Annotated in this window: 16 protein-coding genes; 10 read left to right on the top strand and 6 right to left on the bottom strand. The window is 53.2% G+C overall.

Going from position 1 to position 14,274, the window contains the following annotated elements; genetic code table 11:
• Positions 1-106 precede the first annotated feature (106 nt).
• A complete protein-coding gene (locus WH298_RS00565) occupies positions 107-307 on the top strand; it encodes a YoaH family protein (protein ID WP_007889653.1) in 201 nt (66 codons plus the stop codon).
• Between the two features lie 13 nt (positions 308-320).
• On the opposite strand, the gene WH298_RS00560 is transcribed toward WH298_RS00565, so the two are convergent.
• On the bottom strand, positions 321-665 hold the full coding sequence (locus tag WH298_RS00560; protein ID WP_180821924.1) for a RidA family protein: 345 nt from the start codon (positions 663-665) through the stop codon (positions 321-323).
• A 124-nt stretch (positions 666-789) separates the two neighbouring features.
• Between WH298_RS00560 and WH298_RS00555 the strand changes: the two genes are divergently transcribed.
• The 5 genes from WH298_RS00555 to rnd all read left to right on the top strand — a co-directional run bounded on the left by WH298_RS00555 (position 790) and on the right by rnd (position 7,210).
• Complete coding sequence (locus WH298_RS00555) at positions 790-2,700, top strand: DNA repair helicase YoaA (RefSeq protein WP_180821923.1); 1,911 nt, start codon at positions 790-792, stop codon at positions 2,698-2,700.
• Positions 2,701-2,752: 52 nt separating this feature from the next.
• On the top strand, positions 2,753-3,451 hold the full coding sequence (gene tsaB / locus WH298_RS00550; protein ID WP_180821922.1) for a tRNA (adenosine(37)-N6)-threonylcarbamoyltransferase complex dimerization subunit type 1 TsaB: 699 nt from the start codon (positions 2,753-2,755) through the stop codon (positions 3,449-3,451).
• Positions 3,452-3,511: 60 nt separating this feature from the next.
• Positions 3,512-4,105 (top strand): Slp family lipoprotein, encoded by a 594-nt coding sequence (locus WH298_RS00545; RefSeq protein ID WP_180821921.1) that lies wholly within the window; start codon positions 3,512-3,514, stop codon positions 4,103-4,105.
• A 208-nt stretch (positions 4,106-4,313) separates the two neighbouring features.
• Positions 4,314-5,990: a long-chain-fatty-acid--CoA ligase FadD gene (gene fadD / locus WH298_RS00540; protein WP_152929130.1), complete on the top strand. Its 1,677-nt coding sequence runs from the start codon at positions 4,314-4,316 to the stop codon at positions 5,988-5,990.
• 98 nt (positions 5,991-6,088) lie between these two features.
• Positions 6,089-7,210 carry a ribonuclease D gene (rnd, locus tag WH298_RS00535; protein WP_049852169.1) on the top strand — a complete coding sequence of 374 codons (1,122 nt, stop codon included), beginning with the start codon at positions 6,089-6,091 and terminating at the stop codon, positions 7,208-7,210.
• 55 nt (positions 7,211-7,265) lie between these two features.
• Here the strand turns inward: rnd and minE are convergent, their stop codons facing one another.
• From minE to minC, 3 genes are read right to left on the bottom strand one after another with little or no spacing between them, the layout of a single operon-like run.
• Positions 7,266-7,535 carry a cell division topological specificity factor MinE gene (gene minE / locus WH298_RS00530; protein ID WP_007889661.1) on the bottom strand — a complete coding sequence of 90 codons (270 nt, stop codon included), beginning with the start codon at positions 7,533-7,535 and terminating at the stop codon, positions 7,266-7,268.
• 3 nt (positions 7,536-7,538) lie between these two features.
• Positions 7,539-8,351 (bottom strand): septum site-determining protein MinD, encoded by an 813-nt coding sequence (minD, locus tag WH298_RS00525; RefSeq protein ID WP_007889662.1) that lies wholly within the window; start codon positions 8,349-8,351, stop codon positions 7,539-7,541.
• A gap of 33 nt (positions 8,352-8,384) precedes the next feature.
• Entirely contained in the window at positions 8,385-9,095 is a 711-nt protein-coding gene (minC, locus tag WH298_RS00520) for a septum site-determining protein MinC (RefSeq protein ID WP_007889663.1), read from the bottom strand.
• Positions 9,096-9,248: 153 nt separating this feature from the next.
• On the opposite strand from minC, the gene WH298_RS00515 reads away from it, so the two are divergent.
• The 3 genes from WH298_RS00515 (at position 9,249) to WH298_RS00505 (ending at position 10,962) form a co-directional block, all read left to right on the top strand.
• Positions 9,249-9,524 (top strand): YcgL domain-containing protein, encoded by a 276-nt coding sequence (locus tag WH298_RS00515; RefSeq protein WP_007889664.1) that lies wholly within the window; start codon positions 9,249-9,251, stop codon positions 9,522-9,524.
• 267 nt (positions 9,525-9,791) lie between these two features.
• Positions 9,792-10,451, top strand: a complete 660-nt coding sequence (locus WH298_RS00510; RefSeq protein ID WP_007889666.1) for a fumarylacetoacetate hydrolase family protein — start codon at positions 9,792-9,794, stop codon at positions 10,449-10,451.
• A 64-nt stretch (positions 10,452-10,515) separates the two neighbouring features.
• The gene (locus tag WH298_RS00505) at positions 10,516-10,962 is read left to right on the top strand and encodes a YcgN family cysteine cluster protein (protein ID WP_049852170.1); all 447 of its coding nucleotides are present in this window, start codon (positions 10,516-10,518) and stop codon (positions 10,960-10,962) included.
• A gap of 40 nt (positions 10,963-11,002) precedes the next feature.
• Here the strand turns inward: WH298_RS00505 and dsbB are convergent, their stop codons facing one another.
• Positions 11,003-11,533, bottom strand: coding sequence for a disulfide bond formation protein DsbB (gene dsbB, locus WH298_RS00500; RefSeq protein ID WP_180821920.1), 531 nt, complete (start codon positions 11,531-11,533; stop codon positions 11,003-11,005).
• A 320-nt stretch (positions 11,534-11,853) separates the two neighbouring features.
• On the opposite strand from dsbB, the gene fadR reads away from it, so the two are divergent.
• Positions 11,854-12,573, top strand: a complete 720-nt coding sequence (fadR, locus tag WH298_RS00495; protein ID WP_007889669.1) for a fatty acid metabolism transcriptional regulator FadR — start codon at positions 11,854-11,856, stop codon at positions 12,571-12,573.
• 46 nt (positions 12,574-12,619) lie between these two features.
• On the opposite strand, the gene WH298_RS00490 is transcribed toward fadR, so the two are convergent.
• Positions 12,620-14,155 carry a SpoVR family protein gene (locus WH298_RS00490; RefSeq protein WP_007889670.1) on the bottom strand — a complete coding sequence of 512 codons (1,536 nt, stop codon included), beginning with the start codon at positions 14,153-14,155 and terminating at the stop codon, positions 12,620-12,622.
• Between the last annotated feature and the right edge of the window lie 119 nt (positions 14,156-14,274).

Here is a 14,274-nt window from a genome sequence, read left to right as displayed (position 1 = left end):
CAAATCACTTCAGCAAGCAGGTCGCTAGCCTGGCATATTTTTTTGTTGCTGGCACCCGTTTGTTCCACGTGGTAATAATGCGTCCCCCTAGCATCAGGAGTGAATTATGTTTACAGGTCTTCCAGCGTTATCTCACGAACAACAACAACAAGCGGTTGAGCGCATCCAGGAATTGATGGCGGGTGGTATGTCGAGCGGTCAGGCGATTGCGCAAGTGGCGCAGGAGATCCGCCAAACCTATAAAGGGGAAGGCATTCGGGCGATGTTCGAAGACGATGAGGATGAAGAAGACGACGACAACGAATAACGCCCAAACAGATTTATAGCGCGGCGATAATTTTAATTTCGACTTTATACTTCGGATTCATCAAACCGGCCTGCACGGTGCAACGCACCGGCGCATTGCCCGGGGAAACCCACGCATCCCAGGCGCGGTTCATTGCCGGGAAGTCAGTTTTCTCCACCAGGAAAATCGTCGCGTCGAGAATTTTACTTTTATCCGATCCCACCCGCGCCAAAATGGCGTCAATCACCGCCAGCGCGTTGGCGGTTTGCGCTTCTGCATCTTCATCCAGATTTTCCGGTACGCTGGTGTAATACACGGTTTGGTTATGTACTACCGCTTCCGACATGCGGTGCTCCGCATCGATACGCGTAATGGTCATGCTGTTCTCCTTTAGTTTTGCTGCGCTAGCCTGCCATATCCCAGGGGCGAATGTCATCTGTTGTGGTTGGCAGGCGGGAATCCTGACATAATTACAGTGGTTTTTAACGATGATGTGAGGAAGTGTGGCAGACGATTTTGCAGCTGATGGCGCGCTAGCGCAGGCGATTCCGGGCTTTAAACCGCGTGAAGCACAGCGCCAAATGGCACAAGCGGTCACCGATGCGGTTAAAAAAGGTGGCGAGCTGGTGGTTGAAGCTGGCACCGGAACCGGTAAAACCTATGCCTATCTGGCCCCGGCGCTGCGCGCGAGGAAAAAAGTCATCGTCTCAACCGGTTCTAAAGCGTTGCAGGACCAGCTGTACAACCGTGATTTGCCCACCATTGCGCGAGCCTTGAAGTTCAGCGGTAAAACTGCGCTGCTGAAAGGGCGCTCCAACTATCTCTGTCTTGAACGTCTGGAACAACAAAATCAAACCGGTGGCGACCTTAGCGTGCAGGCGCTGGGTGATTTGATCAGCGTGCGCGGCTGGTCGTCAGAAACCAGTGATGGCGATGTCAGCAACTGCAGCGGCGTGGCAGAAGACAGCCCAATCTGGCCTTTTGTCACCAGCACCAATGACAACTGCCTCGGCAGCGATTGCCCGTTGTATAAAGATTGCTTCGTAGTGAAAGCGCGAAAAAAAGCCATGGACGCTGATGTGGTGGTGGTGAACCATCACCTGTTTCTCGCCGATCTGGTGGTGAAAGAGGGCGGCTTTGGCGAACTGATCCCGGAAGCCGATGTGATGATCTTCGATGAAGCGCATCAATTACCGGATATCGCCAGCCAATATTTCGGCCAGCAGTTATCGAGCCGGCAACTGCAGGATCTCGCCAAAGACATCATCATTGCCTATCGCACCGAAGTGCGCGATGTGCAGCAGTTGCAGAAATCCGCCGATCGTCTGGCGCAGTGCGCGCAGGATTTCCGGTTGACGCTAGGCGAGCCCGGTTTTCGCGGTAACCTGCGAGATCTGTTAAGCGATAACAACATTATGCGTATGTTCACTCTGCTGGATGATGCGCTCGAGCTCTGTTACGACGTTATCAAGCTGTCGCTCGGCCGTTCAGCGCTGCTGGATGCCGCGTTTGAGCGCGCGGCGCTGTATCGCACACGTTTGAAGCGTTTACGCGCCATTAATGAACCGGGCTTCAGCTACTGGTATGAGTGTAACAGCCGCCATTTCACGCTGGCGCTTACGCCGCTGTCGGTGGCGGAACGCTTCCGGGAAGTTATGGATAACCGCAAAGCTGCGTGGATCTTCACCTCGGCAACGCTGGCGGTGAATGAGCAGATGAGCCACTTCTCAAGCCGGCTGGGCGTGGATAACGCCACCACCTTGATTCTCGACAGCCCGTTTGACTACACCCAACAAGCGTTGTTATGCGTGCCGCGCAACATGCCAGAACCTAATCATCCCGGTGGTGCGCGTCAGCTCGCACGCATGATGAAGCCGCTGATTGATGCCAACAAAGGCCGCTGCTTCTTCCTTTGCACCTCGCACAAGATGATGCGTGAGTTAGCGATAGAGTTTCGTGCTTCAATGACACTACCGGTGCTGCTGCAGGGTGAAACCAGTAAAGGACAGTTACTCAAGCAATTTCTCGAAGCCGGTAACGCGTTGCTGGTGGCGACCAGCAGCTTCTGGGAAGGTGTTGACGTGCGCGGCGATGCGTTGTCGCTGGTGATTATCGATAAGCTGCCTTTTACCTCACCTGAAGATCCGTTGCTGAAAGCGCGCATGGAAGATTGTCGCTTACGCGGTGGCGATCCCTTTAATGATGTGCAGCTGCCCGATGCGGTGATCACCCTGAAGCAGGGTGTTGGCCGCTTGATTCGCGATACCGACGACCGCGGTGTGCTGGTGATTTGCGATCAGCGTCTGGTTTCTCGCCCTTACGGCGGCCTGTTCCTCAACAGTTTGCCGCCGACGCCGCGCACACGCGATATCGCGCGCGCCATCGAGTTTGTCCGCCAGCCAGTGGATCACTAATTTGTGCCAGGCTGTGATAAGATGCGCGCCATTTTGACTCTCTGAGGTTGTTATGTCCGTCCGAATTTTAGCCCTGGACACGGCGACAGAAGCCTGTTCTGCCGCGCTGCAAAATCTGCAGCAGATTGATGCCCGCTTTGAAATCGCCCCGCGCGATCACACCCAACGTATTCTGCCGCTGGTTCAGGAGCTGTTGCAGGCGCAGCAGCTGGAGCTGACCGCGCTTGACGTACTGGCATTTGGCCGCGGCCCGGGCAGCTTTACCGGTGTGCGTATCGGCATTGGTATTGCGCAAGGACTGGCGCTGGGGGCGAATCTGCCCATGATTGGTGTTTCCTCGTTAGCGACCATGGCACAGGGCGCCTGGCGCTTAACCGGTGCGACACGCGTGTTGGCGGCAATTGATGCGCGGATGGGCGAGCTCTATTGGGCCGAGTATCAGCGCGACGAACATGGCGATTGGCAGGGCGTGGAAACCGAAGCGGTGATCAAACCGGAAGTGGCGATGGAGCGTATTGCCGCGTTGAGCGGTGACTGGATGACCGTCGGCACCGGCTGGCAGGCTTACCCGCATCTTATGACCGCGCCGGGCGCACAGCTTATCGCCTCAGAGGTTTTACTGCCTGCAGCTGAAGACATGCTGCCGCTGGCGCTCAGCGCCTGGCAGCGTGACGAAGCGGTGGCGGTAGAGCATGCCGAGCCGGTTTATCTGCGGAATGAAGTGGCATGGAAAAAGTTGCCGGGACGCTAAGCGGCGCGCAACTTATCTGCACCGGTTCAGTCTAATCAGAGAAATAACAGGAGAAGTGCTATGCCAATAAGTCGTAAAGGGATGTCTGGCGCTCTGTTAGCCTGCGCGCTGCTGCTCAGCGGCTGTGTTTCGGTGCCAGATTCTATTAAAGGAAGTTCTGAGCTGCCACAGCAAGATTTACTGCGCGTGATGAACGCGCCACAGCTGTATTTCGGTCAGGAATCGCGTTTCGGCGGCAAAGTGGTGAAGGTCACCAATCTTAACGGCTTAACCCGGGTAGAGATTGCCACCCAACCGCTGGATGATAGCGCGCGTCCGCGCTTAGGTGCCGCTTCGGTTGGCCGCATTTTTGCCGATATTCGCGGCTTCGTGGATCCGGTCGATCTGAACAATCAATACATTACGGTGCTGGGTAACATCAAAGGCATTGAAAAAGGGGATATCGGGAAGGCCAGCTACAACTTTGTGGTGATCGATGTACGCGGTTATCAGCGCTGGCATTTGACGCAGCAGGTGATGACACCGCCACAACCGATCGATCCCTATATTTGGTATGGTCCAACGCGCCATCGTGCGGGGTATTGGGGGCCTAATCCTTATTGGGGCATGAACCTCGGCCAGCCGGCGCAGGTGCAAACTATCCTCACCGAATAACGCTTTATCATTTAATTTACGGCCCGGTCGCGGTGCTTGCGAGCGGGCCTTTTTATTGGGCGCGCAACCGATGCGCGAAATTTAGTGATGCGCTTCGCAACCTGAAAATGCCGAAACAGGCAAACTGGTACAATCAGTTAAAATATTGTTAACAACACTGATTGTCGAGGCGGCGATGGCTACACAACAAGAATATCGGGGTGATTCTTTGAACAAGGTTTGGCTCAAACGCTATCCGCCAGATGTCCCAGCGGAAATTAGTGCCGATCGTTATACTTCTCTGGTCGATCTTTTCGAACATGCTACTCAGCAATATGCCGATCAGGTGGCATTTATCAATATGGGCCAGCCGATGACCTATCGGCAGCTGGAAAAGCAGAGCCGCGCCTTTGCGGCCTGGCTGCAGCAGGGTTTAGGCTTGAAGCAGGGCGATCGTGTGGCGTTAATGATGCCCAATCTGCTGCAATATCCGGTTGCCCTGTTTGGCGTCCTGCGTGCCGGCATGGTGGTCGTCAATGTCAATCCGCTCTACACGCCGCGCGAACTCAAACACCAACTGATTGATAGCGGGGCCAGCGCTATTGTTATCGTGTCGAACTTTGCCCATACGCTGGAAAAAGTGGTGGCCGAGACGCCAATCAAGCATGTCATGCTGACGCGTATGGGCGATCAGCTGGCACCGGTGAAAGCCACGCTGGTTAACTTCGTGGTTAAGTATGTGAAAAAGCTGGTGCCAAAATATCACCTGCCGGGTGCTGTACCGTTCCGCAGCGCGCTACAGCAGGGCGAGCAGATGACCTATCAGCGTCCTACCGTCACCAATGACGATTTGGCCTTCCTGCAATATACCGGTGGGACCACTGGCGTTGCCAAAGGCGCGATGTTGACGCACCGCAATATGCAGGCCAACCTGGAACAGACGAAAGCTACCTACGGCAAACTGTTGCGCCCGGGTAAAGAGCAGGTGGTGACTGCGCTGCCGCTCTATCACATTTTTGCGTTGACGGTGAACGGACTGCTGTTCCTCGACCTCGGCGGCACGAACCTTTTGATTACTAATCCGCGCGATATTCCGGGCTTCGTTAAAGAGCTGAGCAAGTTTCCGTTTACTGCCATCACCGGCGTGAATACCTTGTTCAATGCGCTGCTGAATGATGCCAACTTCAATAAACTCGATTTCTCTACGTTGCGCCTGTCCGCTGGCGGTGGCATGGCGGTGCAAAAAGCCGTTGCTGAGCGTTGGGAAAAACTCACCGGTCATTATCTGCTGGAAGGTTACGGCCTGACCGAGTGTTCGCCACTGGTGTCGGTGAATCCGTATGATATTACCTGTCACACCGGCAGCATTGGTTTACCGGTGCCTTCCACCGACGTGCGCATTGCGGATGATGAAGATAAAGAGGTGCCGCCGGGTGAGCCGGGCGAGCTGTGCATTCGTGGTCCGCAGGTAATGACCGGCTACTGGCAGCGCGCCGATGCCACCGATGAAGTGCTGAAAAATGGCTGGCTGCATACCGGTGATATTGTTACCGTTGATAGCGAAGGCTTTATTCGCATCGTCGATCGTAAAAAAGACATGATTCTGGTGTCGGGCTTTAACGTGTATCCTAACGAGATTGAAGATGTGCTGATGCAGCACGAGAAAGTGCGTGAAGCCGCGGCGATTGGCGTACCGAGCGATCTGTCAGGCGAAGCAGTAAAAGTGTGCATCGTGAAGAAAGATCCGTCATTGACGAAAGAGGAAGTGCTGGATCATTGCCGTCGCCAGCTCACCGGCTACAAAGTGCCGAAGATTATCGAGTTTCGTGACGAGTTGCCGAAGACCAACGTGGGCAAAATATTGCGCCGCGAATTGCGTGATGAGGCGAAGCGAGAAGGGCAGTAACGCGCCATTCTCCTCAGGTTAACGCCGGCACAGTCCGGCGTTTTTATTGCTTTTAACATGGAGCGCTGCGCGTAGTTTGCCGCAGCGAGAAAGACAACGTGAATTACACCCTGATCGACCAAAATGACCAACTGGCCGCCGTGTGCGAGAAAGCACGCCAACATGCTGCCGTGGCGCTGGATACCGAATTTGTGCGCACCCGCACCTACTATCCGCAGCTCGGCCTGATTCAGCTGTTTGATGGCGACCAGCTGATCCTGATCGATCCGCTTAATATCAGTGACTGGACGCCGTTCGTGGCGTTGCTGCAGGATAAGCAGGTCACCAAATTCCTCCACGCCGGTGGAGAAGATCTTGAGGTGTTCCTGCATCGCTTCAAGTGCTTGCCCGATCCGATGATCGATACGCAAATACTGGCAGCCTTCAGTGGTCAGGCGCTGTCATGGGGCTTTGCCTCGATGGTGATGCACTTTAACCAAATCGAGTTGGATAAAAGCGAATCGCGCACCGATTGGCTGGCGCGTCCGCTGACCGAGCGTCAGTGTGAATATGCCGCTGCCGATGTCGCTTATCTGCTGCCGATTGCCCATCAGCTGGTTGCGCAGACAGAAGCGGCCGGCAATATGGCGGCGGCGCTGAGCGAATGCGACACGCTGTGTCAGCGCCGTCTTGACGTGCTGCAACCCGAAGAAGCCTGGCGTGACATCACCAATGCGTGGCAGTTGCGCCCACGCCAGCTGGCAGCCTTGCAGCGTCTGGCTGCGTGGCGTCTGAACATTGCGCGCCAAAAAGATATGGCGGTGAACTTTGTGGTGCGCGAAGAGAATCTGTGGAAAGTGGCGCGCTTTATGCCGGGCAGCCTTGGCGAGCTGGATCATTTAGGGCTGAACGGCCATGAGATCCGTTTCCACGGTAAAGCGATGGTGGCGCTGGTGGCTGAAGCACAGGCACAGGATGAAGCTACCTTGCCGCAGCCGCTGCCGAATCTTATCGATCATCCGCACTATAAGCAGGCCTTCAAAGCCATTAAAGCGCTGGTGCAGCAGGTGAGCGAGGAGAGTGGATTTAGTCAGGAGTTGCTGGCATCACGCCGCCAGATCAATCAGGTGCTGAGTGTTTATTGGGGATTGAAGAACGCTTCGCGCACACCTGAGCTGCTAACAGGCTGGCGAGGTGATTTGCTGAAGGCGGGTATCGACGAGATCCTGCAGGCGCTGTAAGTGCAGCATTTTCCCCTGCGCAATACCGCAGGGGAAAATCAGGAAACCGCTTTAATCATTTAGGAACGTCTTCCGGCTCCGGCAGCGTTACGTTGAGCTCAAGGATGGAGATATCATCCCCTTTCTGATCCAGCTGAACGGTCACCATATCCGGGTCAATTTTTACGTATTTACAGATCACTTCCAAAATATCGCGCTTCAGCTGCGGCAGGTAATGGGGCTCACTGTCGCCCCTTCTGCGTTCGGCTACGATAATCTGCAGCCTTTCCTTGGCTATATTGGCTGTGTTCTTCTTACGGGATAAAAAGAAATCAAGTAATGCCATTGGTTATCCCCCGAACAGGCGTTTAAGGAAACCCTTCTTCTCTTCTTCAATAAAGCGGAAGGGGCGTTCTTCGCCAAGCAGGCGATCTACGGTATCAGCATAGGCTTTACCGGCGTCAGCGTTTGCGTCGAGGATCACCGGCTCACCCTGGTTAGAAGCACGCAGCACAGATTGATCTTCCGGAATCACACCAACCAGTGGAATGCGCAGAATTTCCAGCACATCTTCCATGCTCAACATATCACCGCGGGTGACGCGGCCTGGATTGTAACGGGTCAGCAGCAGATGCTCTTTCACCGGATCCTGGCTGTTCTCGGCACGACGTGATTTAGACGAGATGATGCCAAGAATACGGTCCGAGTCACGAACTGAAGAGACTTCCGGGTTGGTGGTGATGATGGCTTCATCGGCGAAATACAACGCCATCAGCGCACCGGTTTCAATGCCCGCCGGTGAGTCACACACAATGAAGTCGAACTCCATCGCCGCCAAATCATTCAGCACTTTCTCAACGCCTTCACGGGTCAGCGCATCTTTATCGCGCGTTTGCGAAGCCGGCAAAATGTAGAGTTGCTCAGTACGCTTGTCACGGATCAGTGCCTGGTTCAGTGTGGCATCACCCTGAATAACGTTAACAAAGTCGTACACCACGCGGCGTTCACAGCCCATGATTAAATCCAGGTTACGCAGGCCGATATCGAAATCGATGACGACCGTTTTTTTGCCTTTCTGCGCTAACCCGGTGGCGATGGCCGCGCTTGACGTGGTCTTGCCAACGCCCCCTTTACCCGATGTAACTACAATAATGCGTGCCATAAATGTTGATTTCCTTAACGAAAGAAAAGGGGCTTAATTAAGTGTCTGAATGGTAAGCGCGCCCTCTATCAGGCTTAGGCGTGCCGCTTTACCAAAGAATTCCGCCGGGATCTGATCGATCATCCAATATTCCCCGGCAATTGAGACCAACTCTGCGGCGAGGTTGGTACAAAAAATCTGGCTATCGCTTTGGCCACCCACGCCGGCCAACGCACGGCCACGCATCATGCCATAGATATGGATATTCCCGTCGGCTACCAGCTCGGCACCGGCGCTGACGCTGTTGGTGACGATGAGATCGGCATTACGCGCATAAATCTGTTGGCCCGAACGCACTGGCGTATTAATGATGCGCGTTTTACTGACGGCTTCTGCCGTTACCGCGGGAAGCACGGGGGCGGCTTCGACAACCGGAGCACTCGCCTGTTTGCGACTCTCTTTACCTTCAGAGAGTACCGGCAAACCTGCGCGGGCAATCATTTTTTTCAGGGCTTCATCTTTGCAACCGCTGACGCCAACGATACGTAAACCCGTCGCCATCACCGCTTGTTGCATCTGCTTCCAGTTAATGTCGCCTGTCAACGCTGATACATTGAGCACCACGGGCGCATTCAGTAAAAAGGCCGGTGCCTGATCGATTTTTTCCTGGAGCGCCTGACGAATCACCTCGGGTTGCGAATGATGCAGATGAACGACTGACAGGGTAAAACTGCTTCCCTTGAATTCGATTGGCGTTTGCGACATCTTTGCTGACTCAGTCCTGTTTTACGACCTTTAAATGTACGTCGATAAAATCGGCAATAACATCAAACGGTCAATATTCGAAGTTCTGCAAGCATGTTATAGTTACTGCTATATTCAGGCAAGTGACGCCATCGGTTAATTCGAGTAAAAAATATGTTTTGTGTGATCTACAGAAGCCCGCAACGTGAACAGACTTATCTGTATGTTGAAAAAAAAGACGATTTCTCCCGCGTACCAGAAGAACTGCTGCGTGGCTTCGGCAAACCCCAGCTGGCCATGGTGCTGTCGCTGGATAAGCGTGACAAGCTGGCTAACGCGGATATCAATAAAGTTAAGCAAGGTTTAAGCGAACACGGCTATTATTTACAAATTCCACCACCGGTTGAAAGTCTGCTCAACATTCATCTCGATCAGGGTAAAAAAGATTAATTCAGATTCATCTGTAAAATATATCCTGTAGAAATAATCAGTGCTATTTGCGTTAATTAACTGCCCGCGTTAACCCTTTATTGCGGGCAATTATCCAGGCGTTTGCAGATTTTGTTGTATACGATTAACGACTTTTGACAATTTCCACCACGCCTGCCGCCGCAAACCCGCTAATATATTCCCTCTCAGCCTGCCGCGTTCCGGCACTGAATTCGACTTACTCGCCAGTCGCACTGGCGGCAAACACAACTCAAGCAGGGGAATAGCATGTATCAGCATCGTAACTGGCAGGGCGCTCTGTTGGATTATCCGGTCAGCAAAGTGGTTTGCGTCGGCAGCAACTATGCTAAACACATAAAGGAAATGGGAAGTGCCACGCCAACCGAGCCTGTGGTGTTTATCAAACCGGAAACCGCGGTCTGCGATCTGCGCCAGCCGCTGTCGATTCCGGCAACCTTTGGTGAAGTGCATCATGAAGTGGAGCTGGCGGTGCTGATTGGCTCGACGCTGAAGCAGGCGAGCGAAGAACATGTCGCTAAAGCAATTGCCGGTTACGGCGTTGCGCTGGATTTGACTCTACGCGATGTGCAGGCGGGTTTGAAGAAAGCGGGTCAACCGTGGGAAAAATCGAAAGGCTTTGATAATTCATGCCCGCTGTCAGGATTTATTCCGGCGGCAGAATTCGGCGGCGATCCACAGAATACCGAGCTGAAGCTGATCGTGAATGGCGAGGTGCGTCAGCACGGTACGACTGCCGATATGATCCACAAAATTTTGCCGCTGATTGCCTACATGAGCCAGTATTTCACGCTGCGTGCAGGTGACGTGATCCTGACCGGAACGCCTGAAGGCGTTGGCCCGATGCGCTCTGGCGATAAACTGGAAGTATCACTTGCCGGTCACGGTATTTCCACGCGCGTACTGTAAAACTTGCATCACCGCACCTGAAGCTTTATAAGGTGCGGTCTTATTATCAACCCGGACCGCCATCATGACTGAACAACCTTTCTGGCAGACTAAACGCCTTGACCAAATGAACGACGCAGAGTGGGAATCCCTGTGCGACGGCTGCGGCCAATGTTGCCTGAATAAGTTGCAGGATGCGGACACCGATGAGATCTACTTCACCAACGTCGCCTGTAATCAGCTGAACATCAAAACCTGCCAATGTCGCAGCTACGAGCGTCGTTTTGAGTTAGAAGAGAACTGCATCAAGCTGACGCGCGAAAATCTCACCAGTTTTGAATGGCTGCCGCGTACCTGTGCGTATCGCGTATTAGGGGAAGGGAAAGCCTTGCCGGCCTGGCATCCGCTGATCGCCGGCTCTAAAAAAGCGATGCATGCCCAGCGCATTTCCGTGCGTTTTATTGCGGTGCGTGAGAGTGAAGTGCGCGATTGGGAAGAGCATATAATTGATCGACCAGACCGTAACGGTTAAACATAAAACAGGCAGCTACGGCTGCCTGTTTTGTTTGTGCTTATCGTCCGAACAGATCGCGGCGTTTAGGTTTAAACGGTTGGGCAATGAACACCAGCAGCGCGACCAACAGATACGCCGCGAAAATCACGATCATCCACTGCGGCATGCTCCAGGTCAGGAAAGTCCAGCCACGTTCGGCGCAGTCGCCGCTGGCGACAAACACCGAGGGCAGCCATTTATCCAGCGGCAGCCAGGTGGGGAAACGCGCCGCAAAATCGCAGGTGACAAATGGATTGGGGTGCAGCTGAATCATGGTGTGGTCGTAGGAGAGGCGAACCCCTTCAATGGCGCTATAAATCCAGATCAGGATCGCCGCCCAGCGCAGCGGCGTTTTTGGCGCGATGGCACCCACGATGCCTGCACCCATCACACCAAACAGTGCGCAACGCTCATAAATACACATCACGCAGGGTTGCAATCCCATCACGTGTTGAAAATACAAAGCCGTCAATTCAAAAGCCAGAGCCGTTAGGGCCAGCAAAAGCCAGGCACCTCGTCCACGCGAGCATTGATTCAAATATCGCAACATATTGCTTTTCCTGTAACCGTTAATGTTTCGCAGTGTAAACCAAAAGCGCACCCGTGCCAGCCAGGCAGCGGGAAAAAATCATGTACAAAAATGACTTAAGTCTGGTTGAAGTGAAAAAAGAGTGGACTCAAAAGGCGAGAGAAAATCTGTCGGCAACAAGCGCAGCGCAAACGTATGCTTTGTCGCACTAGCGTGTCTGAAAACACAGCTGAATTTTGCGCCAGCGCGCGCTTTTAATCGTTTGGCAGGCTATTTCCGCTATAGCCGCTCTGGTATGATGAGTCGCATTACGATAAAGAAAGCAACGAGAAATAAATGCTATGGTGATTAAGGCGCAGAGCCCTGCGGGATTTGCTGAAGAGTATATTATTGAAAGCATCTGGAACAGTCGTTTTCCGCCGGGATCCATTCTACCTGCCGAACGTGAGCTTTCTGAACTGATTGGCGTGACTCGCACCACGCTGCGTGAAGTGTTGCAGCGCCTGGCACGTGATGGCTGGTTGACCATCCAACATGGCAAGCCGACACGCGTAAATGATTTCTGGGAAACCTCTGGTTTAAACATCCTCGAAACGCTGGCCCGACTCGACCACGATAGCGTGCCGCAACTGATTGATAATTTGCTATCGGTGCGTACCAACATCTCTTCCATTTTTATCAGCCGTGCACTGCGCCATCATCCAGAAAAAGCGCGTGAAGTGTTGGAAAATGCGCTGAGTGAGGAGGATAAAGCAGAGGCTTACACCGAGCTCGATTATCGTGTGTTTCGCGGTTTGGCGTTTGCTTCCGGTAACCCGATTTATGGTTTGATTTTGAATGGCCTGAAAGGGTTGTATACCCGTGTGGGTCGTCACTACTTCTCCAGTCTGGAAGCCCGTGAACTGGCGCGTAACTTCTATCGCCAACTGGCCGATCTGTGCGTGGCAAATCCTTCGCAGGAGCAGATTGTCGATAGCGTACGTGAATACGGTCGACGCAGCGGTGAGATTTGGCACAAGATGCAGAAAAGCATGCCGGATGATTTGGCCAGCAAGCGATAACCAGCAATAAAAGGAAAACCGGACGTTAACAGTCCGGTTTTTTGTTTTATAGCGTTGGACCGCGCGTGGGCGATCGATCCAGCAACTCTACACTGCCGTCTTCATTCTGCTGTTCCAGAATCACGTCAAAGCCCCACAAACGATGCACATGCTTCAGGACCTCTTTGCGGCTCTTATCGAGCGGCGCCCGCTGTTGCGGCACATAACGCAGCGTCAATGAGCGATCGCCACGTAAGTCGACATTATAAACCTGAATGTTAGGTTCCAGATTGCTCAGATTATATTGTGCCGACAGCTGCTGCCGAATGGCGCGATAACCCGCTTCGTCATGAATGGCCGCAATTTCGAGGAAATTGTTGCGGTCATCGTCCATCACCGTAAATAACCGGAAATCACGCATCACTTTTGGCGACAGGAACTGGCTGATGAAGCTTTCGTCCTTGAATTCACGCATGGCAAAATGCATGGTTTTCAGCCAGTCGGAACCGGCAATGTCAGGGAACCAGTAGCGGTCTTCTTCGGTAGGTGTTTGACAGATGCGCTTGATGTCCTGGAACATCGCAAAGCCCAGCGCATACGGGTTGATGCCGTTATACCACTGACTGTTATAGGGCGGCTGATACACCACGTTAGTGTGGCTATGCAGGAACTCCATCATAAAGCGTTCCGACACTTTGCCCTCGTCATACAGATGATTAAGGATGGTGTAGTGCCAGAATGTCGCCCAGCCTTCGTTCATCACCTGCGTCTGTTTTTGCGGATAAAAATACTGGCTGACCTTACGCACAATACGCAGCACTTCACGTTGCCACGACTCCAGCAGCGGCGCATTTTTCTCCATGAAATAGAGCAGGTTCTCCTGTGGCTCAGAGGGATAGCGCGATGCCTGGATGTGCACCGATTCCTTCTCTTTACGCGGTAGCGTGCGCCAAAGTGTATTTACCTGACTCTGCAGATACTCTTCGCGGCTCTGCTGACGGGCCTTCTCTTCCTGCAGCGAAATTTTTTGCGGACGTTTATAGCGATCAACGCCGTAATTCATCAACGCGTGGCAGGAATCGAGCAGGCGCTCAACTTCCTCGACACCATAGCGCTCTTCGCAATCGGTGATGTAATTTCTGGCGAATAACAGGTAATCAACAATCGAACTGGCATCGGTCCAACTGCGAAACAGATAGTTATTTTTAAAGAAAGAGTTGTGGCCATAACAGGCGTGCGCCATCACCAGCGCCTGCATGGTCATGGTGTTCTCTTCCATCAAATAGGCGATACACGGATTGGAATTAATGACGATCTCATAAGCCAGGCCTTGCTGACCGTGCTTATAGCGTTGTTCGGTTTCGATGAATTTCTTGCCAAACGACCAGTGTGCATAGTTGATCGGCATACCCACGCTGGAGTACGCATCCATCATCTGTTCGGAGGTGATCACTTCGATTTGGTGCGGATAGGTTTCCAGTCCGTAGCTTTTCGCTACGCGGTCAATTTCCGCCAGATAATCATCCAGCAGTTCGAAGGTCCAGTCTGGGCCATCACTGAGTCGTTTACTGTTGCGGGTTGGCTCGTCAAAGATTGTCGTCATAGCGCACCTCTGTTTTGCAAGCGGCAGGGATCACCTGTCACGATCGTTTAAGGCCTCATCCTGAGTAAAGATGGCCCAATAAAACTGAGCGAACACTTCAATGATAGTCCACTGTCGCC

Source organism: Pantoea nemavictus (assembly GCF_037479095.1).
Taxonomy (GTDB): Bacteria; Pseudomonadota; Gammaproteobacteria; order Enterobacterales; family Enterobacteriaceae; genus Pantoea; species Pantoea nemavictus.
The sequence above is the reverse complement of the archived record's forward strand: the minus strand, read 5'-3'. Positions and strand labels throughout refer to the sequence as shown.